This window comes from Microbacterium sp. NPDC056052, assembly GCF_042266785.1.
In the GTDB taxonomy this organism is placed as follows: domain Bacteria; phylum Actinomycetota; class Actinomycetes; order Actinomycetales; family Microbacteriaceae; genus Microbacterium.
This window is the reverse complement of record NZ_JBHJWV010000005.1, coordinates 1-23,499: the sequence shown is the minus strand read 5'-3', so window position 1 is coordinate 23,499 and position 23,499 is coordinate 1. Positions and strand designations below refer to the sequence as shown.

The window sequence follows — 23,499 nt, the reverse complement described above, 5'->3', positions numbered from 1 at the left end:
GCCACGCAGCGTTGCTGCAACACGCCAAAAGCCTGATCGTCATGGTGCTCGAAGCAAGGGGACAACAGCCGCGAGAACTCGGACCAGCCCAGGTGGGACAACCCAAACCCACCAGATTCGCCTGGCGCGTGGCTGGAGGCTTCCGCCCACTGCTCCATCGTGCAAGTGCATTCGCTGTCGGTAAGATCGCGGGCAGGGAGAGGGGGCGCGATGGCTGGGAGAACCGTTGAGCAGCTCAAGGCTGAGTTTGCGGACGACGGGTGGCGAGCTCGGTTCGTGGAGTTCTGCGATCTGATGGAGATGCTCGGTGACTCGATCATCAGCGATGACTACGTGGTGCCAGATGAACTGAACGCAGCCATCAGGCTGAGCGAAGCGGGTCAAGCCATGATGGATCGGTTGACGCGAAAGGAAAAGGTCAACCCGAAGGATGCGCGCTTGATGTGCGCCCTCACGCTCGGTCATGCTGACCTGTTTGTCGACATCGAGACAATAGATCTGAATCGCCTCACGGAGGTTCTACATAGAGAATTTCTAGAGAAGGAGATCCAGTTCCCCTTCGTGTGGGGGCGAGATCTGTATGACGCATACGCAGGAAGCTATGAGCAAGAGAAGGACGTACTGACAAATGAGGAGACGCTGCGCCTGCTCAAGAAGCTCCCGCCGGGCGTTGTCCAGTACGGCGTCTTCACGGTCGGTCCATACGGGCTACAGCGTTCGCTCAGTTATCGTACCGTGCAAGGATACCGGCGAGTCCCTGCGTATCACTGTGCCGTACCGAGTTGCCAGGTGGTTCATCCCGTCTTTCTTCAGACTGGTCAGAACGCCGCGATTAACCGACATAGAGATAAGCTCGAAGAGTATCTTCAGAGCGAGTCAGAGGAATCCTCGGAATGGTGGTCTTTTGCTGACGCCCTGAGAGGCTCGATTGATGCTCAATACGGAGACCAAGGCGTTGGAGTTCTCCTCCCTCTCGTCGGGGACGTGCTCTCGGACTCTGAACTGAAGACCTTGGTCGCGGAATTGCTTGACGGGACGAGAGGTGAAGTTCGGCGCTCAGTGTCCGCCTTTGTCGAAGTTGCAGCCGCCGGTGACTTCGTTGATGCGCTCACGAGGGCGCAGCTTCTACAGATTTGCCTTATCGCTGATGAGCGCGCAGTCGGGGTCGTTCTCGACCGACTGGTTCGAGCTGGAACGATCGCGGTGCCGCGCGGAGAGGTGCGGCGGCCGGTGACTAACCGTCACGTTCGCTCGGGTGCATTCAGGCTCCGGGCTGAGTTGAGCTCACATGGATTTCGGTTCGTTTCAGATGACCCTGGTCTGGCGATTCTCCGTGAACGTCGGCTTCTCAACAAACTATATTTGCGAGACAAGGAAGATGACGTCCAAGAACTCGAGTGGCAACTCCGCGGGATCGACGTCGAGGACCTTGAGGAGAAGCTGGAGCTCTATTTCCGCTCCAAGACGCCACAGGAATCGCTCGAACGGTTGGCGCTGGCGCGCCGTGCGAACATGATCACCGCCTGCCACGAGGTCGGTATCGAGAACGCCGACGGCTATTCAGACGAGGAGATTATTGAGACCCTGTTGTGGAAGCTCGGATTTCCGATTGACGTCGATGACGACCCGCACGCGTCGTTCTGGAAGCGCCACGAGCGTCTCGCTGCGTTGGCTCAAACATCTACGATTGGTACTTCCGAAACATTCATGGAGGTCGCCGGAGGGTACTTTCCCGGGCTAGAAGGGTTGCTGCTTGACTCTCTCGCGTACACATCCTGGGCACTTCTCTCGGATCATCCGCGGTGTGACCAACCGTTCTCCTACGACGATGCGGGTGATCGAGAGGCAGGCTTGGCACTCCTTCAAACTGCTGTTTTGGACAACGAGGATTCCGCGCATCGACCGGACTACGAATCAGAAAAGGTCGAGATGCGGAACCTAATCGAAGGGTTCAGAACCCTAGCGCGCCATCTGGATGAGTGCCGCGCCACGCCTGAGCGGTACGTTCGCCCCGGAGATGAACTCCCTGATTTCGATGGAAAGACGGAACTCAAGCGCTTCGTCCTACGATCCACGGTCGCGTTCTTAGACCTGTCACAACCGAGCCAGGATCGTATTATCGACGGACTGGATGAGATTGCTAAGATCATGATGGGCGCGGAGGTGTTTTCTGTGCGCAATGACTACGCTCACTATCGGCGCAATGGCCCTGATATCGCAAAGCTCGAACGAGGGCTCGAAGCGATTCGTCAGAGCGTCACAAGGCTCGAGAACCTGGGCTTCTGTCGACTCGCGTTTTCCCCTTCCGCAGTTCGAAGTGATCGTTGGGGGCATGCGAAGCACGAATTTGCGGGTCCGAGGAGCTATGACCACGTGTTCTCACGTCCCACGACGCTCGATTGGATGGGACTTCCGGCGCTGTCCAAAACTCAATATTTGATGCGGGCCGCCAGTTTTGGTGATCCAAATGAAGTATTGCGTTTCACCAGACGCTATGAGAGCGACTATTCGAGACTCTGGAAGAGTTTTCCGAATCGCAGGCGTCTAAGGTCGGGGGCTCAATTGTCGGACGAGATCCCTTCTCATGAAAGTGATATCAAGCTCACGGCTGAGGGGCATAAATAGAAGCAGATTCACGAAGATCGAGAATGAGTTTGCCGAGTCGGAGAAGCGCGTGGCTTTCCCGGCCCGTGATTCGAGCAGATAGCCTGAGCTTCCGGACCGCCCGACTCGTCCGGACTGCACGCGCAGCGCCGCCCTGTCCCGTGTCGGCGCCGTGCGCGATGATGGCCTCATGGCCGAGATCAAGACCCAGCCCACGACGGCGGACGTCCCCGCGTTCCTCGAGGCGGCGACGCCGGAGCGCCGCCGGATCGACGGCCTCGCGCTCGCCGAGCTCTTCCGCGAGGTGACCGGCGCCGAGCCCGTGCTCTGGGGGCCGACGATGGTCGGCTACGGCACCTACCGCTATCGCGGCGTCAGCAGCGAGGGCGACTGGCCCAGGGTCGCGTTCTCGCCCCGCAAGGCGCAGCTGTCGCTCTACGGCCTGAAGGATCTGCCCGAGGGTGCGGCTCTCCTGCCGAGCCTCGGGAAGTACACCGAGGGGCGCGGATGCGTCTACGTGCGCACCCTCGACGACATCGACCTCGGCGTGCTGCGCCGCCTCGTCGAGATCGCGTGGAACCGCGGCGAGGATCCGGAGGGCTGAACCTCATGTCGAACGACCGCGCATCCGCTTTCCTCGCTCTGCACCACGGATCCGGCTTCGTGCTCCCCAACGCGTGGGATCCGGGATCGGCGCGCATGCTCGCGCAGCTCGGCTTCCCCGCGATCGCGACGACGAGCGCCGGGATCGCCTGGTCGCTCGGCGTGCCAGACGGCGGGGCGGTCGACCTCGACACGATGCTGGAGAAGGTCGCGGCGATCGTGGCGGCGGTCGACGTCCCGGTCACCGCGGATCTCGAGTCCGGCTACGGGGACGACCCGCAGGACGTCGCGCGCACTGTGCTGCGCGCGACCCAGATCGGCGTGGTCGGCGGCAACCTCGAGGACACGGACGGGGGTGCGCTCTTCGGCATCGACGAGGCGACCGACCGGATCGCCGCGGCCCGCGATGCGGCGCCGCGGGGGACCTTCGTGCTCAACGCCCGCACGGACGCGTACTTCTTCGGCGGCGCGGCGGATCCCTTCGCCGAGACCGTCGCCCGCGCGCAGCGCTACGTCGAGGCCGGCGCGGACTGCGTCTTCGTTCCGGGCGTGAACGACGAGGACAGCATCCGGCGCCTGGCCGCCGAGATCCCGGTCCCGCTCAACATCGTGGCCGGTCTCGCTTCGCACGTCATCCCGGCGCCGGAGCTCTTCGCGCTCGGCGTGAAGCGGGTGAGTCTCGGGGGCAGCCTCGCCCGTGCCGCACTGACCGCGCTCGAGCGCGCGGGGCGCGAGCTGATCGACACGGGCACGCTCGGCTTCCTCGACAGCGCCCTCCCTTATGCGGAGGTGCAGCGCCGGTTCGCCGACTGAGCGGCGCGGCACGGCAACACGCGGCGGGACTCGGCGTCGCCGACCGGGCCGGCCCCTGGCGAGACCGACCCGTGCGGCGACGAACGGCTCAGCGCCCGATGCTCGACATGTCGGCGTAGCGCTCGCCGGCCGCACGCGGGAGATCGGCGAGGACATCGAGCTGCTCCGCGGTGAGCGCGAGCGCGTCCGCGCCGACGTTCTCCTCCAGTCGAGACACCCGCTTGGTGCCGGGGATCGGTGCGATGTCGTCGCCCTGGGCGAGCACCCAGGCGAGCGCGACCTGAGCCGGAGTCGCGTCGAGGTCTGCGGCGATCCCCTCCACGGCATCGACGATCCGCAGGTTCGCGTCGAGGTTCTCCCCCGCGAAGCGCGGGTTGCTGCGCCGGAAGTCGCCGGCGTCCAGGTCTTCGGCCTTCCGGATCGCCCCCGTGAGGAAGCCGCGGCCGAGTGGCGAGTACGGCACGAGGGCGATCCCGAGCTCGCGCAGCACGGGCAGCAACTCCTCCGCGGGATCCCTGGTCCACAGCGAGTACTCGGTCTGCAGTGCAGTCACCGGATGCATCGCGTGCGCGCGGCGGATCGTGGCCTCGCCCGCTTCGGACAGGCCGTAGTGCAGGATCTTGCCCTCGGAGACGAGTTCGGCGAGGGCTCCGACGGTGTCCTCGATCGGCGTCTCCGGATCCATCCGGTGCTGGTAGTAGAGATCGATGCGATCGGTGCCCAGGCGCCGCAGCGAGCCCTCGACGGAGCGTCGCACGTTCTCCGGAGTGCCGTCGAGCGCCCGGCCGCCCTCGCTGCGGGCGTGCACGCCGAACTTCGTGGCGATCACGACGCCGTCGCGCCGCCCCGCGAGTGCGCGGCCGACGAGCTCCTCGTTCGTGAGCGGACCGTACATCTCGGCGGTGTCGAGCATGGTCACGCCGAGGTCGAGCGCGCGGTGGATCGTGCGGATGGACTCGGCCTCGTCCGTGTTCGCACCGGAGTAGAAGGCCGACATGCCCATGCAGCCGAGCCCGAGCCGGCCGACGGAAAGGGTGCCGAGAGTCGCGTGGTTCATGAGGGGAGCCTTTCGGAGTAGAGAGCGATCTTGAAGTCGATGGCGCCGAGGGCGTCGTCCAGCTCCGCCCGCCGGGCCAGCACGGTCTCACGGTGCTCGCGAAGCAGAGCGAGCCGAGCCGCGCGGGTGCCGTCGCCGGCCCGCGCGAGCTCGACGTAGCGTCGGAGCGTCGCGATCGGCATGGCGGTGGAGCGGAGCTTGCGGAGGAACCCGAGCCAGGCGATGTCGCCGTCGGCGTAGCGGCGGCGATCGGACGATTCGCGGTCGAGAGGGTTCAGCAGAAGCCCCTCCCGCTCGTAGTAGCGCAGGGTGTGCGCAGTCAGCCCGAGCTCGTGCGCCGCCTCGGAGATCGAGCGCGTCGTGATGGTTTCCGACATGCGCCCCACGCTACGACTTCGAGTGCACTCGAAGTCAAGGCGGGATCGAGATCAGCTCGCAGCCAGCACGGACAGCACGTTGCCCGCCGGATCGGTGAACCAGGCGATGTCGAGACCACGGCCCGGGGCGCCGTGCGCGATGCCCTTCTCGTCGGTGCCGAAATCGGGGTCCGTGTAGATCTTGGTGATCACGCCGCGGCCGTTGAGGTCGTCGACCGCCGCCTCGACGTCGTCGACCGGGAAGTTCAGGATCGTGAAGTTCGCGGGGGTGTGATCCGGCTTCGCATAGACGAGGATGGATCCGCCCTGCGGCAGGTGGATGTCGAGGAACCCCATCGGATTGGTCGAGACGTCGAAGCCGAGCGTCTCGCCGTAGAAGCTTCGGGCGGCGTCGATGTCGTCGACGCTGAACCCGCTGAACGCGTGCGTGGTCTGGAAAGCGGTCATGGTCCCAGCATGCGCTTCACGGAGGTGCGGGGTCCAGGGGCGATCCGTTCCCTCCGCGGTGCACGGTCAGGCGCTGAGGCGGATGCTGTCCGCCGTCACGGGCTCTCGGGGAGCAAGGCCTGCGGCGAAGCGCTCCAGCTCATCGAGAGCCGCGTCCGTCATCCGGAACAGTTCCGACCCGAGCGAGCCGGCCAGATGCGGAGTGATCATCACATTGGGCAAGTCGTAGAGCGGCGAATCCGCGGGGAGCGGCTCCGGATCCGTGACGTCGAGGATCGCATTGAGGCGTCCACTCGCGCACTCGCGCTCCAGCGCCGATGTGTCGATCAGGCTGCCGCGCGCCGTGTTGACGACGGTGGCGTGATCGCGCAGCGCCGCGAGCTGCCCCGCACCGATCATCCCGCGGGTCGAGGGCAGCTCCGGGGCGTGCACGGAGAGCACATCGATGCGCGGCAACAGCTCGTCGAGAGCGGTCAGCGCACCCCCTGCCGCCGCGACCTGTTCCGGATCCGCGAACGGATCCGCCACCAGGCAGGTGACGTCGTCGAGCTGCTGAAGCAGATCGACCACCCGGCGTCCGACGCGGCTGAAGCCGACAAGACCGATCGTCCGCCCGAAGTTGCTGAGTTCCCCGTAGCGGTCGGCGGTCAGGCCGTGGAGGCGCCGGGAGGCGCGATCGGCGGCGATGAAGGGAGCCTTCTTGCCGGCCATGATGATGGCGGCGAACGTGAACTCGGCCACGGGTGCGGAGTTCACCTCGGCGGCGGAGGTCGCCAGGATCCCGCGCTCCCAGAACTCGGGGCTGACCAGAGCGCGCACCGATCCTGCGCAGTGCAGCATCGCGCGCAGACGTGGCATCCGGCTGAGGAGTTCGGCATCCAGCTGCGGAGCGCCCCAGCCCGTGAGCAGGACCTCGACCCCGGCCAGCCGATCGGCGAGCGCCGGGTCGGCCGGATCGGCGATCCACAGCGGGTCGGGGACGGCGGCGATGCTGCGGAGCCGTGCGATGCGGGTGGCGTCGAACTGCGCGTCGAATGCCTCGCGCGACATCACGACGAGCGCTTCGGGACCGCCTTCTCGGGTCATGGTTCCTCCGCGGGAAAGCGTATACCCTAACCCCGTGACCGCCTTCGACGCCGCCCGTCTGATCCTGCCCCCGGAGGATCGTGCGCTCTCGCCGCGCACGGGGTGGACGCGCGCGCACTGGGCCGCCGTGGCGGACCACCTGCTGCTCTCGCTGCGGCCGTACTTCACGCCCGCCCGCAGCCAGGTGCGACTGCCGGGGCAGACCAGTAGCAGCGGGGCCGACAGCGACGGGCTGGAGGGCTTCGCGCGTTCCTTCATGCTCTTCGCCTTCCGCCTCCACGGCGAACGCGGGGAGGATCCGCACGGCTTCCTGGACTGGTATCGCGACGGACTCGTCGCCGGCACCGACCCGTCGAATCCGGAGCGATGGATCCTGCCCGCCGAGCAGGCCCAGGCCGAGGTCGAGGCCGCCTCGATCGCGCTCGGCCTGCAGCTCACCCGGCCGTGGCTGTGGGACACGCTCGATGCCGCGGCGCAGCAGCGCATCGTGGACTGGCTGGCCCTGAACCCCGCGGGCTGGTACCCCGACAACAACTGGCTGTGGTTCCGCGTCACCGTCGAGACCTTCCTCGCCTCGGTCGGCGGACCCCACGACCCCGCACGGATCGCCGCCGACCTCTCCCGCATCGAGGACTACTACCAGGCCGACGGGTGGTGGGCCGACGGAACCTGGCGCGCCTACGACTACTACTGCGGCTGGGCGATGCACCTGTACCCGCTGCTGTGGGCGGGATCGGAAGGCTCCGACGCGTTCGGATCCGGCGCGCTCGCGCCCGTGTTCCGCGCGCGGCTGACCGAGTTCCTCGATGACTATGTCGCGCTCATCGGGGCGGACGGCATACCGGTGCTGCAGGGGCGGAGCCTCATCTACCGGTTCGCGACAGCCGCGCCGCTCTGGATGGGCGCGGTCTCCGGCGCCACCCGGCTGCCGCTCGGCCTGCTGCGCCGGGCGGCCTCCGGTCAGCTGCGCGCGTTCGTGGAACGAGGCGCGATCGACGAGCGCGGTCTGCTCACGATGGGGCTGTTCGGCGAGTGGCCCGCGATGGCGCAGTCGTACTCGGGCGGCGGCTCGCCGTACTGGGCGTCGAAGGGGTTCCTCGGCCTCGTGCTGCCGGCGGACCACGAGGTCTGGACGGCCGCGGAAGAGCCGCTGCCGATCGAACAGGGCGATGTGCGCCGCGTGATCCGGCCCGCCGGCTGGTTGATCAGCGGCACCGCGGCCGACGGCATCGTGCGCGTGATCAACCACGGCGCGGACCACGCTTTCGAGGGCGACCGCATCGGCGACTCGGCGCTGTACGCCCGGTTCGGCTATTCCACTGCGACGCTGCCGCCGCTCACCGGCGCGACGATCGACGATCCCGCCGACAGCATGGTGGGCGCGCTCGATGCCGAGGGGCGGTCCACGCACCGCACCGGGTTCGCCCGTGGCGTGATCGGCGACGACGGCATCGCGGCGTTCGCAAGCTCGACGGCCGACGCGCACTGGGTGGACTCGAGCATCGACGCTCCGACGTACGACCACGGATCCGGACGCCCAGGCGTCGTGACGGACGGCCCGCTGCTCGCGACGACGAGTGTCATCCGCGGATCGTGGGAGGTGCGTGCGACCCGGCGGCTGCCTCGGGAGGGCGTCGCCGCGACGCCGCTGCCGGTGCGCGTGAGCGGCTGGCCGCTGACCGGGACTGCCGCGGCGATCGCGGAGAGCGGGGAGGCCTCGGTCGCGCTCGACCTGGATGGGGTGCGTTCCGAGCTGTGCGCGCGGTCGGGCGCGGCGACGGCATCGGTGCGCACCGAGACCGGCGTCTCGCCGATCGGCGAGATCACCTCGATCCCACGGCTCGACTTCGCCGAGGTGGGGGAGCGCGATGTCGTGATCGTGGCGGTCCGCCTGGGGCGCGGATCCGGGCCGCCGCCGTCGGCGCGCGCGGTCGTGACCGATGCGGGCGAGGCGCTGGTCGAGGTGACCTGGCCGGACGGCGCGATCAGCGCGGCGAGGATCGGCTGAGGGGGCCGCCACGTGGCGGGTCGACGGCGCGGATCCGGGCGCGCGCGGCGGTCGTGGACTGCGCGGGGTGCGACCAGAATCGTTCCATCCGCAGCGTCGCGGATCCGACCGACGATGGAGATCGTGATGACCACCCGCATCCACCCCGCCCCGCCCTTCGATCCCGAACTGGATGCCGCGCTCGGCATGGTGCGCGAGATGATCCCGCCGTCGCTGCTGCCGGAGATGATCCCGGCCCTGCGGCAGATGCCCGACGATCCGACGCTGGAGGCGCAGATCGCGGCCGTCGGCGCGGTGCACGAGGAGCGCACGATCGCCGGCTTCGAGGGCGGCGAGATCGTGGTGTCGATCTTCCGCCGTCCCGACCAGAAGACGCCCGGCCCGGGGATCTACCACATCCACGGCGGCGGCATGATCATCGGCAACCGATTCCAGGGCGTGCAGGGCTTCCTTCCGTTCATCGAGAGCCACGGCGCCGTGATCGTCTCGGCCGAGTACCGCCTCGCGCCCGAGTTCCCCGACCCGGTTCCTGTGGAGGACTGCTACGCCGGCCTGATCTGGACCGCGGAGCACGCGGATGAGCTCGGCATCGATCTCTCCCGCCTCGTCGTCGGCGGTGCGAGCGCCGGCGGCGGACTCTCCGCCGGCGTCACCCTGATGGCACGCGATCGCAAAGGCCCGGAACTGCGCGCCTCCCTGCTCATCTATCCGATGCTGGACGATCGCAACGACACCGTCTCGGCACACCAGATCCAGGGGATCGGGGTGTGGGACAAGACCAGCAACGACACCGGATGGGACGCCCTGCTCGGAGACCGACGGCACACGGACGCCGTGTCGATCTACGCCGCACCTGCCAGAGCGACGGACCTGTCCGACGTGCCGCCGACGTTCATCGACGTCGGCACCGCCGAGGTCTTCCGTGATGAAGACGTCGCCTATGCCTCGGGAATCTGGGCGGCCGGCGGAGACTGCGAGCTGCACGTCTGGCCCGGCGGCTTCCACGGCTTCGACGGGCTGGCGCCGCAGGCGCGGCTCTCGGTCGCGATGGTCGAGGCCCGCAACGCCTGGCTCGCCCGCATGCTGGACGCCTGAGCCCGGACCGTCCTCACCCGCGTAGGGTGGGCGGGGACGGCGGAAGGATGCTGCGATGAGGGAACTCGCGGGCAGGCTCAGCGCGCTCGATCCCGAGGCGAGCGACACGCTGCGGGTCATCGAGTACTTCGACAGACTCGTCGACGGCCGCGTCGGTGCGGAGGGGATGCTGCGCGGCGCCGCCGTGCTCGGCGGTGCGACGGTCGGCTACCGGCCGTCCGGGGTCGGCCCCGGGCGCCGGTTCGACGGAGAGGGATCCCTCATCGAGCCACGGCTCCCCGAGGACTGGCCCGCCGCGGGAGTCGGGGGCGACGGCGTCGTCTGGCTGGAACGCCGTGGTGAGCCGCATGCGAACGACGCGATGATCCTGGAGCGGCTCGCGCTGTCGCTGTCCTTGCTCTCCCGGCGGCTGGATCAGACGGCGCCGCACCGGCGCGCGGTCGAGGTCCTGGTCGCAGGCGATGCGACGCCCGAGGCGCAGGAGCAGGCCATGGCGCAACTCGGCTTCCCCGCGCATGCGACCGTCCGCGCGATCGCGATGCGGCCGACGGCGACGGTCGACGGCGGGTTCGCGCAGGCCATCGTCGCCACCCGGATCGGGGTCGTGCGTGCGGTGCTCGCGCCCGACGGCGCGACGCCCGCCGGTTCCGCGGGCATCGGCGTCGCGGCGCGGGGGCCGGCGCATGTGCAGGAGTCGTGGCGGTCGGCGCTGGTCGCCCTCCGGCTCACCGGCGATCGGGAGCCGGTGGTGCACGCCGACGACCTCGGGGCGCTGCTGACCCTCGCGGAGGAGGAGGATCATCGCCCCGCCGTCCATGCCGACGTCAGGGCCATCGACGCGGCGCTCGCCGCGGGCTGGGCGGAGCCCGTGCTGAGGGGCGTCGCGGCGGGGACCAGCGTCCGGGCCCTCGCGGTCGAGGCCGGGGTGCATCACTCGACGATGGAGGCACGGCGACAGAAGCTGCCGCTGCTGCTCGGCTACGATCCGAGCCTTCCTCGGGGGCGCACGCGGCTCGATGTCGCGCTCATGCTGCACCGCCTCGCGTATGCGCGCTTCGATGTGAGCTGACGCCGGTCCTGCGCCCGGCGCGGTCGGTCAGCCCGCGGTCGTGAGGCGGATCGCGTTCGCCCAGGGATCCTCGAACGAGAGGGTCCGCCCGTCGTCGCGCACGGGGACGCCGAAGTGCGTCATGCGCTCGGCGACGGATCCGAGGTCGTCCGCGCCGGGCAGGATGATGTCGACGCGGCCGAGGCCCAGCGCCGGGGAGCGCCGGCCCGCGCCCGCGCTGCTCCAGGTGTTCATCGCCATGTGGTGGTGGTAGCCGCCGGCGCTCACGAACAGGGCCGATCCGCCGAGCTCCGAGGTGGTCTCGAACCCGAGCCGGTGCACGTAGAACTCGCGGGCGGAGGCGACGTCGCCGACCGAGAGGTGCACATGGCCGACGCGCGCGCCGCCGACCACAGGGTCTGCGGTGCCGCTCTCGGTGAGATGCTCGCCGAGGAACGCGTTCGGATCCAGGTACAGGGTGCCCATCTCGATCCGGCCGTGCGCCCAGCTCCACTGCGTGCGATCGCGATCCCAGTACAGCTCGACCCCGTTGCCCTCGGGATCCGTGAAGTAGAACGCCTGGCTGACCAGGTGATCCGCGCTGCCGGTGAAGGTTCCAGGAGCGTGCTGTGCCACGGAGTACAGCGCGGCGGCGAGGGCCGCCTGCGTCTCGAACAGGATCGCCGTGTGGAACAGCCCCGCAGCGCGGGGGGCCGCGTGCGTCAGGTCCGGGCTGTGCTGCAGGATCACCACCGGCGTCGTGCCGCGGCCGAGCACCACGCGGTCGCCCTCGGCGGACAGCACCCGCAGCGCCACCGCGTCGCGGTAGTACGCGGTCATCGCGTCGAGATCGGCGACGAGCAGCGTCACGGCGCCCATCGCGGTGTCGGCGGCGAGGAGGTCGGAGCGGGATGAGGTCACGTTCTATGCAACCGAATGGACCGGGGATCCATTCCTGGCGGACGCACGTCCGCGGGGACGATTCGCGTCCGCGCGCGGCTCAGGGCCGCAGCGCCGCCTCCCAGCGCGTGCCCGTCGTGAGCAGCCGGGGCAGGCCCGCCACGAGCCCTCGGCGGGGGAGCGCGCTCATCATCGCGCTCTCGGCGGGCAGCCGGCGCTGTTCACCTCGGCTCAGCCGCTGCAGCGCGTGCAGCAGCGCGAGCGGGTGCGATTCGAGAGCGCTGTGCCCGTTGTCGATCTCGACGAGAACGGCGTCCGGCGCGGCCGCGGCCACGCGGTGTGCCACCGCGGCGGGCGTGCGCAGATCGCGCGAGCCGGTCAGCAGCACGGTGGGCCAGTCGAAGCCGGCCGCCGCCGCGGTCAGGTCGAACGGCTCGCCGGCGAACCGGGGGAACCGGTCGGCGACCGCCGCGTAGGTGAGCGAGGGGTCGAGGGCGGAGCCGTCCGGATCCGGCCCGAACCCCAGCTCGCGGAACGCGATCGCGCCGACCAGGTCGAACTCGTAGAACCCCGGCACGTGCGCCTCGGACTCGGCCTTGTCCACATACGCCTCCAGGGCCGACCACACCGACCCGTGCGGGCGGGAATCGTGGCGGGGTCGCCCGCTTCGATCCGTGCGCCGCGCATCGTGCAGGCGCTGGCGCAGCAGAGGCTCGAGCAGTCCCTCCCCGCCCAGTTCGTAGGCCGCGCGCAGCACGCCGAGGAGGATGCGCGGATCCGATCCGTCGTCGAGCAGCTCGCGCACCGCCGCGGCGATCCGGGTGTCCCCGTCGAGGAACAGGCCGCGGATCATCGCGCGCTCGGCGTCGCGGTCCGCGACCGACTGCAGAGCGGAGTCCAGCAGCATCCCGGCGACGCGGTCCGGGTGGCGGGCGCCGAACGCCGCCGCGACATAGCTGCCGTACGAGGATCCGGAGACGTGCGCGCGCTGCACGCCCTCCTGCTCGAGGACGGCGGCGAGGTCGTCGATCACATCGACCATGCGCATCGCCGACAGCGGCAGGCTGTCGCCGTCGAGGTCGGCCCTGGACAGGCCCACGCCGCGGTGCTCCATCATGATGACGTCGAGCCCGAGGGCGGCGGCCCTGCGCCGGAACCGGCGGTAGGGGAGCACGGATCCGAGTCCCGGTCCGCCGGGGATCACGACGACCGGCACCGCGGAGGGCGGCCCGCTGCGCACGTACGCGAGATCGAAGGCCGGCGCGTTCGGCGTTGCCGGGCGGCGCACACGGTGCACGCCGCGCACGGATGCGGCGAGCAGGCGGGGCAGTGCGCTGGGCGCCCGCGCCTCGCGCCCCGCCTCGTTCCTCACCGTCGCCATGCGTCGATTATGCGCGCCCGGCGTTCGGCGGGCGCTGTCCGGCGGCTATCAGCGGGGTTAAGGTTCGAGTCGGGCGCTTCGACGGGCTCAGCGCGAGGGGTCACGGCTCAGCGCCCGGTCAGGCCTCGGGCTTCGCCATCGCCTCGACAGCGTCGTCGGCCTCGGTCACGATCGCGGCCATCGCCGTGGCGGCCGCCTCGGGGTCGCGCGAGGTGATCGCGGCCGCGACGTCCTGATGCAGCCGCAGCGCGGTCTCATCTGCGCGGTGCGGCATGAGCGCGTGGGCCGTGCGTCCGTGCAGCAGCTCGGCGACCACGTCGGTGAGACCGGCGAGGTAGGGGTTGCCCGAGCCGCGCAGCACGGCGGCATGGAAGTCGATGTCGTGCTGCAGGTAGACGGGCTCGTCGGCCCGATCGCCGTGCTCCACCATCCCGAGCACCGCCTTCACCAGCGTGGCGCGCTGCTCGGGCGAGGCGTGCGCGGCGGCGAGGCGGGCGGCGAGCGGCTCGATCGCGGAGCGCAGCTGGCTGAGCTCGTGCAGAGCGCCGAGCCGGTCGGATCCGTCCAGCCGCCAGCGGATCACCTCGGGTGCGTAGGGGCTCCAGCGCTCGGGGGGCAGGACCTCGACGCCGGCCCTGCGACGCACCTCGACCAGGCCCATGGTCTCGAGCACGCGCACCACTTCGCGCATCGCGGAGCGGGAGGCGCCGTACTCCGCGGCGACGTCGGCGGTGAGCAGCCGGGCGCCCGGCGCGAGCTCGCCCTCCACGATGCGCATGCCGATCGTGTCGAGCAGCCGGCGGTGCTGCGCGGATGCCGCCTCGCGGGTCCCTTCTGCCATGAAGCCCATTATGGCGATAGCCCGGCAAGAACGACGTCGGAACCCCTTGTAGATCTGCGTATAGCAGACCAGTGCTTGATTAAGTCCTACTTATCGCTTACGCTGAGGCGAAATCTCTCCGCCAGACCAAGGAAGCTCATGGCCATGTCATCGAACCTTCTCGCCGCCGTTCCCGGAACGCTCCTCTCGGCCGCAGATCCCGTCCCGCCCACGACGACCGCCCCAGAATGGGTGCTGATCCTCGCCGCGCTCATCGGCATCGCGACCATCGTGGTGCTGATCACCTGGGTCAAGCTGCATCCGTTCCTCTCGCTCCTGATCGGTGCGCTCGTCACCGGACTCGTCGCAGGCATGTCCGCGACGCAGACGGTCACGAGCTTCTCGAACGGCTTCGGATCCACCGCCGGCGGTGTCGGCGTGCTGATCGCCCTCGGGGCGATCTACGGCAAGCTGCTCGCCGACTCGGGCGGGGCGGACCGGATCGTGGACACCCTGGTCTCCCGGGCGAGCGCCGCGGCGCTGCCCTGGGTCATGGGCCTGGTGGGTGCGCTGATCGGCCTGCCGATGTTCTTCGAGGTCGGACTCGTGCTGCTCGTGCCAGTGATCATCCTGGTCGCCCGCCGCTCGGGCGTCTCGCTCATGAAGATCGCGATCCCGACGCTCGCGGGGCTCTCCGCCATGCACGGCCTGGTGCCGCCGCACCCCGGACCGCTCGCCGCGATCAGCCTGATCGGCGCCAACCTCGGTCTGACGCTCGCCTTCGGCGTCCTCGTCGCGATCCCGACCGTGATCGTCGCCGGACCCCTGTTCGGCCGCCTCGCCGCCCGCTGGGTCGATGTGCCCGTGCCCGCGCTGTTCCAGACCGCCGAGGACACTGCTCAGCCCGGTGAGACCGAGACCGTGCAGGCGCGCAAGCGTCCCGGCTTCGGCACCACGCTGTTCAGCATCCTGCTGCCGGTCGTCCTGATGCTGCTCTCGGCGATCGTCGACATCGTCGCCCCGAACGACACCTCGGCGTTCAAGGGCATCGTCGACTTCCTCGGCAAGCCGGTCATCGCGCTGCTCATCGCCGTGCTCGTCGGCATGGTCGTGCTCGGCCGCGGAGGCGGTATGTCCTCGAAGCAGGTCGGCGCCTCGGTGTCGGCGTCGCTCCCCGCGATCGCCGGGATCCTGCTCATCGTTGGCGCCGGCGGCGGGTTCAAGCAGGTGCTCGTCGACTCCACGATCGGCACGGTGATCGCGCACGCCATCTCGGGCATCGGCGGGGCGCTGCCCGTCGTCCTGTTCTTCGCCTGGCTCGTCGCGGTGCTCATCCGCGTGGCCACGGGATCGGCGACGGTCGCGACCATCACGGCCGCCGGCATCCTGCAGCCGCTTGTGCACGATCTCGGTCTGTCGCCTGCGGGAGCCTCGCTGCTGGTGCTCGCGATCGGTGCCGGATCCGTCTTCCTCTCGCATGTCAACGACGCGGGATTCTGGCTGATCAAGGAGTACTTCGGCCTGAGCATCCCGCAGACGCTGAAGTCGTGGTCGATCATGGAGTGCCTGATCTCGGTCGTGGGTCTCGCCGGTGTCATGATCATCGGCGTGTTCGTGGGCTGATCGGGGGGACGAGACGATGATGACGACGCAGACGGTGCCGCCGACGATCCTCGTGGTGATGGGGGTCTCCGGATCGGGCAAGAGCACGCTGGCCGGAGTGCTGGCCGGGCGCCTGGGCTGGGCGCTCGAAGAGGGGGACGATCTGCATCCCGCGGCGAACGTCGCGAAGATGGAGGCCGGGATCCCGCTCACCGACGAGGACCGCCGTCCGTGGCTCGAGCTGATCCGCGAGTGGATCGTCGCGAAGCAGGACGCCGGGGAACCGGGCATCGTGACCTGCTCGGCGCTGAGGCGCAGCTACCGCGAGATCCTGGCCCGCCCCGGCGTGGAGTTCGTGCATCTCGAGGGCACCAAGCACGATCTCGCCGAGCGGCTCGGCCGTCGGCTCGGGCATTTCATGCCGGCCTCGCTCCTCGACTCCCAGCTCGACACGCTCGAGCCGCTCGGGCCCGACGAGGCGGGTTTCGTCGTCGACGCCGCCCTGCCCGTGCAGGATGCCGCGCAGCAGGTGCTCGACTGGCTCGAGGAGCACGGGACGCCGACGCGCCCCTGACGGAGCTCGGGGTCCGCCGAGCGGGGCGGACCCCGGTTCCGTTCCTGGATCCGGGTCCACGGCTTGCGACCGGGCGCGTCGGTGCCACAATGGCCCCATGGGGAACGCAGGTAGCGTCGAACTCGAGTCGGCCAGGGTGGTCCGGCTCCTGCGCGACTCGATCCTGTCCGGGCAGCGCCGATCCGGTGACCGCCTCATCGAGCGGGACATCGCGGAGGAGCTCGCAGTGAGCCGGCTTCCGGTGCGGGAGGCGATCCGGCAACTGCTCGCGGAGGGGATGCTCACCGCACGTCCGCGGTCGTGGGCCGTGGTGCGTCAGTTCACCGACGACGACGTGCGCGACATCGCGCAGGTGCGCGACGTGCTGGAGGTGCTCGTCTTCGAGATCGCCGCGCTCCGGCACACGTCGGGCGGGATCGCCAGGGTCGAAGCGACGCTCGAACGGGAGTTCGCGGCCGCGAGGGTCGGGGATGCGGCTGCGGCGCATGCGGCGGGCGCGGAGTTCCACCTGGTCATGGCGGAGCTCGCCGAGAATGCGACGGTCAACGAGATCCTCGGCATGATGCGCGGGCGCCTGCTGCTGCTCTTCAACGATCACGACGACCTGATCGCGATGGCCGAGGACCACGCCCGCATCTTCGAGTCGTTCGCGGCGCGGGACACGGCGACCCTGCGGCTGCGCGTGCAGCGGCATCTGCGCGCCGGCACCGCGACGGCCCTGCGCAAGCTCGCCGCCTACAACGCCGAGACGGCCGCGATCCGCGCGCGTGCGGCAGCGGCGCGCGAGGACACGCGCTCCGTCCGCGAGGACACGCGCCCTGTCCGCGCGGAGGCGACCGCCCGCGAGGACGCGTCCGTCGCCGGCGAATGAGGTCAGCGCGGCGACATCGGCGTCGTCGTGTCGATCGCCTCGCGCAGCGGATGCCGCATCGGCCCCCAGTAGCGCACAGGCGCGAGCCGGACGAGCGCGTCCACGAGGCGGGTCTCTTTGCCGATCAGGGTGCGGGCCCTGCGCTGCAGGGTGGCCCGCACGATGCGCTCCGCGGCGTCGGCAGGCTCCATGTGGTACATCGCGGCCTGCGCGGCGGCGGCCCGTCCCGCGACCCCGGGATCGATCGAGGAGGCGTAGCGCCCGTGCAGGATGATGCCCGTGCGCACGCCGGAGGGGTAGACCGCGCCGACTGAGACCGTGGACCCCTCGAGCTCGTGCAGGAGGGCCTCGGAGAACGCGCGCACGGCGAACTTCGTCATGGAGTAGGGGATCCGGCCGCCCGGGGAGGCGAGTGCGTAGATGCTCGCGATGTGCGTGATGTGCGCGGCCGGGGAGCGGCGCAGCGCGGGCATCAGCGCCTTGGTGATGGACACCGTGCCCCAGAGGTTCACGTCCATCAGCCAGCGCATCTCTTCCATCGTGAGCTGGTCGAGGGACCCGAGCATCGAGGATCCGGCGCACGTGATCAGCGTCTGCAGCTCGGGATGCGCGGCCGCGATCTCCTCGCCGATCGCGGCGACCGCGGCGTCGTCGCGCAGGTCGACGGGATGCACCGTCACGGTGCTGCCGGCGGCGCGCAGCTCGTCGGCGACGAGAGCGAGTCCCGCCCGGTCGCGGTCGATGAGCGCGAGGTTCGCACCGCGGCGCGCGAGCGCTCTGGCGGTGTCGGCGCCGATACCGTGGGCGGCGCCGGTGATGGCACTGCTGCGCCCTGATGCGTCGAGAACGGGCAACGCTCCTCCTACCGCTGCGCCCTCGCACGCTTCATCGCATGCGTCGGGTGGGCGCAGACGCTGGTCCCATCCTGCCTCATGGTCCTGCTCCCGCGGAACGGGAACCGGTACGCTCGATGTCAGAGGAGGTCGGAGTGGGAAAGAGTGCGGACGCCATCGCCGAGGGCGTGGCGATCGCCACGTCTGCCGCCCGTCTGACCGTCAAGAACCACATCCTCGTGGGCACGATCGCACAGGGCGGATCCTTTGACGTCTCCAAATACATGAACGACGCGCGGGAGGCGCTGCTCGCGCTCGCCGCGGAGTCGGAGGAGGCGGCGAAGCTCGCCACCAAGCTGCGCAAGCGCGCGCACGGCCGGTACTCCGACCCGCACGGCACCCACGACTACCGCGACCGCGACGTGCGCAACCTCAAGCGGCGCGCGAAGCAGTCCTCGGCGGTCGCGGATCGCCTCCGTGAGATGGCGGAGGATGCGGAGACACTGCGCTTCCTCGTCGAGGCCGCCCGCGCCGCGGCCTGGGGTGACGTGGCGGGCAACCTGCAGAGCCGGCTCACGGTCGAGGCGATGCGGCCGGACGAGGATCCCGACTACGTCACCATGCGCGAGGCCAGGATGCAGGCGCTGCGGCTCGTCGACCTGCAGGCGCTCGCCTCCGATCAGCGCGCGCGCCGCAAGAACCGCGAGAAGGCCGACAAGGTCGCGGAGAAGGCCGACAAGGCGGCCGCGAAAGCGGCGGAGCGCGAGGAGAAGCGCGCCGCGCGGCAGGTGCGCTGACGGACGGCGCGCCCGGCGGTCGTGCTCGCGACGCTCTCGATTCGCGTTCCGGGCCGGCTCTGGGGTATTGTTGACGAGGCCCGCGAGAGCGGGCGGTCTTGTGAAAGACCGGATGCGCCTGTAGCTCAATGGATAGAGCATCTGACTACGGATCAGAAGGTTGGGGGTTCGAGTCCCTCCAGGCGCACACTGTGTTGAGACAGTAAGAAGCCCCGGTCAGTCGAAGAAAATTCTTCAGCTGACCGGGGCTTCGTTCGTCTCTACTGATCCGCCCCGTGCCCTTAGCGTGCCCTATGGGCTCGACGAAATGCTGGTGTCCGCGCGTTCCCGGATCTGATCGACCAACTGGCGAGTGATCCGTCCACGCGTCTGGCTGTTTGCGTTCTGGCCAGCGAGCGCGTCACGATGTCCCGTTCCGCGACGGCTCGACCGTCATCAAGCCTCGTAGAACTTCAGGTTTCTCTTGCCGTCTAGAAGGCTTCCCCCGTAAGAGACCAAGCGCACGCGGTTCAGCGCCTCCCCGACCTGTGGCTAGCGGACTACCGCTGCTAGTGCCAGCGGACGTCTCCTTTCGAGATCTCGAGCATCGCCTCGCGTGACACCTCACGCCAGGGCATGTCGGTCGTGTCGTACTCGACGAGTTCGTAACTGCGGCCGCAGCTCCTCCAACTCCTGCATGGGGCGGCGTTCGGTCTCTCGTCCCACGGCAGCGTGGCGAACCGGAGGAGTGCGGCCATCGCTTCCTCCCGCTGCGAATAGGTGCCGATCTGCTCCGCATGAAGCTCATCCTCGATCACGAACATGCTCGGGCGTCCTTCCTTCACGGGCGAGCGTTCGGCGCCCAATACGCGCGCGAGGCCAACGTTCACCTTGGCTCCTTGCGCGAGGTCTAGGCTTCCGACGCGGCTCGCACCTCCGCGTCCGCGCGCTGATCCATGTAGCGCTTGTAGACGTCAGGACTCGTGTAGATCCCGCTGCGCCACCCAGTGAGCCGCAACGGTGTGATCGCCCGTGCGAGAATCCTCAGCTCTGTATCGTCGCTGGCCGCGTCTTGAAACGCCTGGTCGATCGCGACTGATAGTGGCTCATGGCGGCCGTCGAGCAGGAGGTCGAATCGCGTCAGCAGATCGCGTGCATCGATGTCGAGCGCCGCTTGGTCCATTCGAGTGAGTGGCCTGGCATACGATCGCGCTACCAGCGCGTGCGTGAGGTCACGGATGCTCTTGTCTATCGCTCGATTCCGGCGCGCACGTTCTGCTCGTTTTTCAGTCAAGGCGTCGCGGATCCACGGGATCACGGCACTGCTGACCAACGCGATCACTGCACCCAAGATCACTGCCAGGCCGCTGTCCATGCTCCGCACTCTATCGACGATGACATGCATGCGACATGTCTGCCAGACTCACCGCGATCGGACACCCACCTGAACGGGAAGACACACACGTTCGCTTGTGGCGACGCGGGAAATTTCCGATGTGGGACTACCTCACGCCGGCAGGTGTGAGGACACCACGCGCATAACCATCATTCCGACGCAAGATGCGGTCCACAGCGCTGAGGTGGGATTGGCCAGGTGCCCCCTGGGCCAACTTGCTCAGGGCCATGATCGCGGGATAGATCCCCTGCGGGTGATACACAACATCTCGCGGGCGTTCTCGTTTGTTGAGCGGGAGTGGGCACTGCGCAGTGAGCATCCGGTTCCACACCTGCCCGTGGTGAGCGCACACGTTCCGTAGCGCGGATAGCGACTGCAGCGTGCGGGGGAATGTGTTCCTTGAGAAGCTGAAGAAGTCGGCGAGCTCTTCTCTCATCGTGGGCGAATCGAGGGATTCGATCAGCCACGCGATCTTGCCGAAGCTCAGCACCTCAACCGCGACCCAGATCGGGACTTCTGCTACGTCAGAGCCGTGGCGGTAGTGAGCAATCGTCGGGTGCTGCGAGTTCTGCAGGTCCTCCTTCACCCGCCGGATCCTGTTGAGCGCGTCCGGCGAGTCCGACAGGTGCTTCGTGGGGTCGAGGTAGAACGCTTGGCAACCGAACTCACGGCCAGCAACATGGGCGAACCTCGTACGCACGGCTTGCTCGACAGTCGACAGCGGGATCATGAGGCGCAAGCGGAGTTCATCATCGCGCTCGATGAGATGGACGATCTGATCGAAGCTGGCGCCGGACAGGTAGTCGTTCTTTCCCGCGGCGGGGCGCTCTTGGAAGTGTCGGGAATACCCGGTGAAGCGGTAGTAGTTGATCCTCCGCAAGGTGTCGGCAGCCCGAGTGCGGTCCTCAATCACAAGCCCGCGCTTATCGGCGAGCAGCGCGACGAGGTCGGCCGTCGACTTGTGATCCTTCATAGAGAAACTCTGACACAAAGAGAAGGCCCCTCCGATTTCAGGAAACTCAGATGAGTTCTAGCCTTGGAGGGGCGCTGTCGCGACAAGCCTACGCGGATCCGGGGACGCGACAAAGCCGGTTTGGGATCCTCATGAAAACCCATAGCCATCGGGGAAATCCGTTGTAGGTAGCCCACAGGCCGAGGGGTTCGCCGCTGCGAGACGCCAGGTAGGGCTCAACGTTCGACTCTCCTGATTGGGGTTACGTTGCCGCGCTGGTGCTCGCACTTCTCGCCGTCAGCCCACGCCTCAGTACAGTCCTCACTGATCAGCCACCGGCAGTTCTTCGCCCGCTGAGTGTGGGTGGTGGACGTGCCAGCCTTCGGCGCTCTGGTAGACGTCGAAGACGAACAAGTCGCCGGCGTCGTCGGTCCCCTGGAAGCGCCACTCGTACCGCGGGTGCGGGTTCTCCACTGGCACCGACCAGATCGAGTGCACCTTCGGCGCCGATCATCTGCGCGCGATCCACGGCTACCTGTTCCAGGACGTCTACGACTGGGCCGGCGAGTTCCGCACGGTCAACATGGGCAAGGGCGGCGCGGTCGGATTCGCGAGCGTGCGCAACGGCGAGGCCGAGCAGCTGCTCGAGGGCGTGTAGGAGTTCGTTCAGTCCTACGACTGGGCGCAGCTGGACCGCAGCACCGTCGTCAACAACGCGGCGGTCGTCTTCGCCTACGTCAACCAGGTCCATGCCTTCCGCGAGGGCAACGGACGAACGTGTAAGACGTTCATGGAGCACGTCGTCGAATCGACGCCGTACACGCTCGACTTCTCACGCATCGACGCCGACCGGTGGAACGAAGCGTCGGGGATGAGAAGGCCTCAGCCGGGCCGAATCTGGATCGATCCGACGCCGCTGCTGCCGGTGTTCGATCGCGCGGCCGTCGACCGGCCGCCGGCGGGGGGCGGACGATCGAGCGTGAGCCGCATCGAGATCTCAGAGCCGCGAGCTAGCCCGGATCCGCCGTCGACAGCACGAGGGTGGCCACCAGCGCGTTTCTTACGCCGCCGCACCGTGGCCGTGGAAAGGGCGCCGGCCGTCCGGAGATCGGCCGGTAGCGCGGCTGCGGAACTAGGCACGGGGCGGGGGCGGATCGAACATCGGCGGCCACCGGGTTGTTCGGTCATAGGTGAGGTCGGCGAGTTCCGTCTCGTCGAGGTTCGCGCCCGTGAGCTTGGCGCCGGTCAGATCTGCCGAAACGAGTGTGGCGGCTTCCAGATTTGCCCCGACGAGTCGCGTGCTCCGGAGGGTCGATTGGGTCAGGTCCGCTCCGATGAGGCTCGCATCTTCCAGGTTCGCGGAGGAGAGATTCGCGGTCCTGAGGCGGGCGCTCGCAAGATTCGATCCGTACAGCTGCGCGGCCGCGAGATTCGCGAGCCCGAGTCTTGCGTTTATGAGGATTGCGCCGTTGAGCTTTGCCATGGGGAGGTTCGCCCCAAAGAGGTTCGCCCCAATGAGATTCGCCCGCCGAAGGTCAACGGACGGCAAGTTAGTCAGCGACAGGTCGATCGGGTGAGTCGGCGGGGACATTTGGGTGATCCGAGACACGACGAGTGCGGCGGCCCTGATCGTAATGCCGATCTCCGCCGGCTCCTCGTCGTCCGCGCCCCCTTTCCTGTGGGGCGACTTGTGTCTGAGGTAAGACGTGAGGACATCCAGGATCGTTTGGCGATCCCTCGGCGAATCGGCCGCGATGCGCTCCAGCGCGTAGATGCCGCCGAGTCTGATCGCGACGGATTCGTCGCCGAGTTGCTTGATCGCCTCCGTGTAGCGCGTCGTGTAGTTAGCGTCCTGCGCTAGGTGTACTGACCCGGGTCGTTGTTGACGTAGGAGAAGCCTCCGGTGTCGAGTTGGAGCTGTCTAGTTCTTCGACTCGTTCACACGGAGGCTTCTCGTGTCCCACGCTAATGCCCGGCTGACGCCGGCGGGCAGGTTGATCATGGTCCAGCGCATCCAGTCGGGGCGTGCGGTCGCGCATGTCGCGGCGGAGATGGGTATCTCCCGCACGACTGCGTGGCGGTGGTGGCGCAGGTTCCGCGAGCACGGCCGCGCGGGTCTGATCGACCGTTCCAGTGTTGCCCGCTCGCACCCGAACCGGATGGGCCCGTGCCAGGAGACGCGGGTGCGGATCCTGCGGCATCTCACCCGCCGTGGGCCCGTGTTCATCGCGACACGGCTCGGGATGCAGGCCTCGA

The 23,499-nt window shown here is 68.5% G+C and carries 24 protein-coding genes, 1 tRNA gene and 1 pseudogene; 13 read left to right on the top strand and 13 right to left on the bottom strand.

The window, feature by feature from the left end; all coding sequences use genetic code 11:
- Nucleotides 1-210: 210 nt before the first annotated feature.
- The 3 genes from ACFC1J_RS10800 to ACFC1J_RS10790 all read left to right on the top strand — a co-directional run bounded on the left by ACFC1J_RS10800 (nucleotide 211) and on the right by ACFC1J_RS10790 (nucleotide 4,020).
- Nucleotides 211-2,625: a hypothetical protein gene (locus ACFC1J_RS10800; protein ID WP_375905364.1), complete on the top strand. Its 2,415-nt coding sequence runs from the start codon at nucleotides 211-213 to the stop codon at nucleotides 2,623-2,625.
- A gap of 169 nt (nucleotides 2,626-2,794) precedes the next feature.
- Nucleotides 2,795-3,208, top strand: a complete 414-nt coding sequence (locus ACFC1J_RS10795) for a DUF1801 domain-containing protein (protein ID WP_375905361.1) — start codon at nucleotides 2,795-2,797, stop codon at nucleotides 3,206-3,208.
- A gap of 5 nt (nucleotides 3,209-3,213) precedes the next feature.
- Nucleotides 3,214-4,020: an isocitrate lyase/phosphoenolpyruvate mutase family protein gene (locus ACFC1J_RS10790; RefSeq protein ID WP_375905358.1), complete on the top strand. Its 807-nt coding sequence runs from the start codon at nucleotides 3,214-3,216 to the stop codon at nucleotides 4,018-4,020.
- Between the two features lie 88 nt (nucleotides 4,021-4,108).
- Here the strand turns inward: ACFC1J_RS10790 and ACFC1J_RS10785 are convergent, their stop codons facing one another.
- The 4 genes from ACFC1J_RS10785 to ACFC1J_RS10770 form a co-directional block, all read right to left on the bottom strand.
- Nucleotides 4,109-5,077, bottom strand: coding sequence for an aldo/keto reductase (locus tag ACFC1J_RS10785; RefSeq protein WP_375905355.1), 969 nt, complete (start codon nucleotides 5,075-5,077; stop codon nucleotides 4,109-4,111).
- The gene (locus ACFC1J_RS10780; protein WP_375905353.1) at nucleotides 5,074-5,454 is read right to left on the bottom strand and encodes a MerR family transcriptional regulator; all 381 of its coding nucleotides are present in this window, start codon (nucleotides 5,452-5,454) and stop codon (nucleotides 5,074-5,076) included. The genes ACFC1J_RS10785 and ACFC1J_RS10780 overlap by 4 nt, the downstream gene beginning before the upstream one ends.
- Before the next feature lie 51 nt (nucleotides 5,455-5,505).
- Complete coding sequence (locus ACFC1J_RS10775; RefSeq protein WP_375905350.1) at nucleotides 5,506-5,901, bottom strand: VOC family protein; 396 nt, start codon at nucleotides 5,899-5,901, stop codon at nucleotides 5,506-5,508.
- Between the two features lie 66 nt (nucleotides 5,902-5,967).
- Nucleotides 5,968-6,987: a hydroxyacid dehydrogenase gene (locus ACFC1J_RS10770; RefSeq protein ID WP_375905347.1), complete on the bottom strand. Its 1,020-nt coding sequence runs from the start codon at nucleotides 6,985-6,987 to the stop codon at nucleotides 5,968-5,970.
- Between the two features lie 34 nt (nucleotides 6,988-7,021).
- Here ACFC1J_RS10770 and ACFC1J_RS10765 point away from each other — a divergent pair, with 34 nt between their 5' ends.
- From ACFC1J_RS10765 to ACFC1J_RS10755, 3 genes are all read left to right on the top strand, one after another.
- Nucleotides 7,022-8,995, top strand: coding sequence for a DUF2264 domain-containing protein (locus ACFC1J_RS10765; protein WP_375905344.1), 1,974 nt, complete (start codon nucleotides 7,022-7,024; stop codon nucleotides 8,993-8,995).
- 126 nt (nucleotides 8,996-9,121) lie between these two features.
- On the top strand, nucleotides 9,122-10,090 hold the full coding sequence (locus ACFC1J_RS10760; RefSeq protein WP_375905341.1) for an alpha/beta hydrolase: 969 nt from the start codon (nucleotides 9,122-9,124) through the stop codon (nucleotides 10,088-10,090).
- Between the two features lie 55 nt (nucleotides 10,091-10,145).
- Complete coding sequence (locus tag ACFC1J_RS10755; RefSeq protein WP_375905338.1) at nucleotides 10,146-11,159, top strand: hypothetical protein; 1,014 nt, start codon at nucleotides 10,146-10,148, stop codon at nucleotides 11,157-11,159.
- A 27-nt stretch (nucleotides 11,160-11,186) separates the two neighbouring features.
- Here the strand turns inward: ACFC1J_RS10755 and ACFC1J_RS10750 are convergent, their stop codons facing one another.
- The 3 genes from ACFC1J_RS10750 to ACFC1J_RS10740 form a co-directional block, all read right to left on the bottom strand.
- On the bottom strand, nucleotides 11,187-12,017 hold the full coding sequence (locus tag ACFC1J_RS10750; RefSeq protein WP_375906194.1) for a VOC family protein: 831 nt from the start codon (nucleotides 12,015-12,017) through the stop codon (nucleotides 11,187-11,189).
- Between the two features lie 121 nt (nucleotides 12,018-12,138).
- Nucleotides 12,139-13,419 carry an alpha/beta fold hydrolase gene (locus tag ACFC1J_RS10745; RefSeq protein ID WP_375905335.1) on the bottom strand — a complete coding sequence of 427 codons (1,281 nt, stop codon included), beginning with the start codon at nucleotides 13,417-13,419 and terminating at the stop codon, nucleotides 12,139-12,141.
- A 118-nt stretch (nucleotides 13,420-13,537) separates the two neighbouring features.
- Nucleotides 13,538-14,260 carry a FadR/GntR family transcriptional regulator gene (locus ACFC1J_RS10740; protein WP_375905332.1) on the bottom strand — a complete coding sequence of 241 codons (723 nt, stop codon included), beginning with the start codon at nucleotides 14,258-14,260 and terminating at the stop codon, nucleotides 13,538-13,540.
- Nucleotides 14,261-14,404: 144 nt separating this feature from the next.
- Between ACFC1J_RS10740 and ACFC1J_RS10735 the strand changes: the two genes are divergently transcribed.
- The 3 genes from ACFC1J_RS10735 (at nucleotide 14,405) to ACFC1J_RS10725 (ending at nucleotide 17,286) form a co-directional block, all read left to right on the top strand.
- Nucleotides 14,405-15,862, top strand: a complete 1,458-nt coding sequence (locus tag ACFC1J_RS10735) for a GntP family permease (protein ID WP_375905329.1) — start codon at nucleotides 14,405-14,407, stop codon at nucleotides 15,860-15,862.
- A 19-nt stretch (nucleotides 15,863-15,881) separates the two neighbouring features.
- On the top strand, nucleotides 15,882-16,415 hold the full coding sequence (locus tag ACFC1J_RS10730) for a gluconokinase (protein ID WP_375905326.1): 534 nt from the start codon (nucleotides 15,882-15,884) through the stop codon (nucleotides 16,413-16,415).
- Nucleotides 16,416-16,512: 97 nt separating this feature from the next.
- Nucleotides 16,513-17,286 carry a GntR family transcriptional regulator gene (locus ACFC1J_RS10725; protein WP_375905323.1) on the top strand — a complete coding sequence of 258 codons (774 nt, stop codon included), beginning with the start codon at nucleotides 16,513-16,515 and terminating at the stop codon, nucleotides 17,284-17,286.
- A 2-nt stretch (nucleotides 17,287-17,288) separates the two neighbouring features.
- Here ACFC1J_RS10725 and ACFC1J_RS10720 read toward each other — a convergent pair whose 3' ends face one another.
- Nucleotides 17,289-18,140: an SDR family NAD(P)-dependent oxidoreductase gene (locus tag ACFC1J_RS10720; RefSeq protein WP_375905321.1), complete on the bottom strand. Its 852-nt coding sequence runs from the start codon at nucleotides 18,138-18,140 to the stop codon at nucleotides 17,289-17,291.
- A gap of 134 nt (nucleotides 18,141-18,274) precedes the next feature.
- Here ACFC1J_RS10720 and ACFC1J_RS10715 point away from each other — a divergent pair, with 134 nt between their 5' ends.
- Entirely contained in the window at nucleotides 18,275-18,916 is a 642-nt protein-coding gene (locus tag ACFC1J_RS10715) for an asparagine synthase (protein WP_375905319.1), read from the top strand.
- Between the two features lie 114 nt (nucleotides 18,917-19,030).
- Nucleotides 19,031-19,103: transfer RNA gene (locus ACFC1J_RS10710), tRNA-Arg, on the top strand.
- A gap of 361 nt (nucleotides 19,104-19,464) precedes the next feature.
- On the opposite strand, the gene ACFC1J_RS10705 is transcribed toward ACFC1J_RS10710, so the two are convergent.
- From ACFC1J_RS10705 to ACFC1J_RS10690, 4 genes are all read right to left on the bottom strand, one after another.
- Nucleotides 19,465-19,785, bottom strand: a complete 321-nt coding sequence (locus ACFC1J_RS10705) for a hypothetical protein (RefSeq protein ID WP_375905317.1) — start codon at nucleotides 19,783-19,785, stop codon at nucleotides 19,465-19,467.
- Between the two features lie 20 nt (nucleotides 19,786-19,805).
- Nucleotides 19,806-20,270: a hypothetical protein gene (locus tag ACFC1J_RS10700; RefSeq protein WP_375905314.1), complete on the bottom strand. Its 465-nt coding sequence runs from the start codon at nucleotides 20,268-20,270 to the stop codon at nucleotides 19,806-19,808.
- Nucleotides 20,271-20,397: 127 nt separating this feature from the next.
- Nucleotides 20,398-21,264 (bottom strand): Abi family protein, encoded by an 867-nt coding sequence (locus ACFC1J_RS10695; protein WP_375905311.1) that lies wholly within the window; start codon nucleotides 21,262-21,264, stop codon nucleotides 20,398-20,400.
- Nucleotides 21,265-21,564: 300 nt separating this feature from the next.
- Nucleotides 21,565-21,741: a hypothetical protein gene (locus ACFC1J_RS10690; protein ID WP_375905308.1), complete on the bottom strand. Its 177-nt coding sequence runs from the start codon at nucleotides 21,739-21,741 to the stop codon at nucleotides 21,565-21,567.
- Between the two features lie 190 nt (nucleotides 21,742-21,931).
- Between ACFC1J_RS10690 and ACFC1J_RS10685 the strand changes: the two are divergent.
- Nucleotides 21,932-22,030 (top strand): annotated as a pseudogene (locus ACFC1J_RS10685) (Fic family protein); the annotation flags it as partial.
- 345 nt (nucleotides 22,031-22,375) lie between these two features.
- On the opposite strand, the gene ACFC1J_RS10680 reads toward ACFC1J_RS10685, so the two are convergent.
- The gene (locus tag ACFC1J_RS10680; RefSeq protein ID WP_375905306.1) at nucleotides 22,376-22,834 is read right to left on the bottom strand and encodes a pentapeptide repeat-containing protein; all 459 of its coding nucleotides are present in this window, start codon (nucleotides 22,832-22,834) and stop codon (nucleotides 22,376-22,378) included.
- Between the two features lie 409 nt (nucleotides 22,835-23,243).
- Here ACFC1J_RS10680 and ACFC1J_RS10675 point away from each other — a divergent pair.
- A partial coding sequence (locus ACFC1J_RS10675; RefSeq protein WP_375905303.1) for a helix-turn-helix domain-containing protein occupies nucleotides 23,244-23,499 on the top strand: 256 nt, incomplete at its 3' end.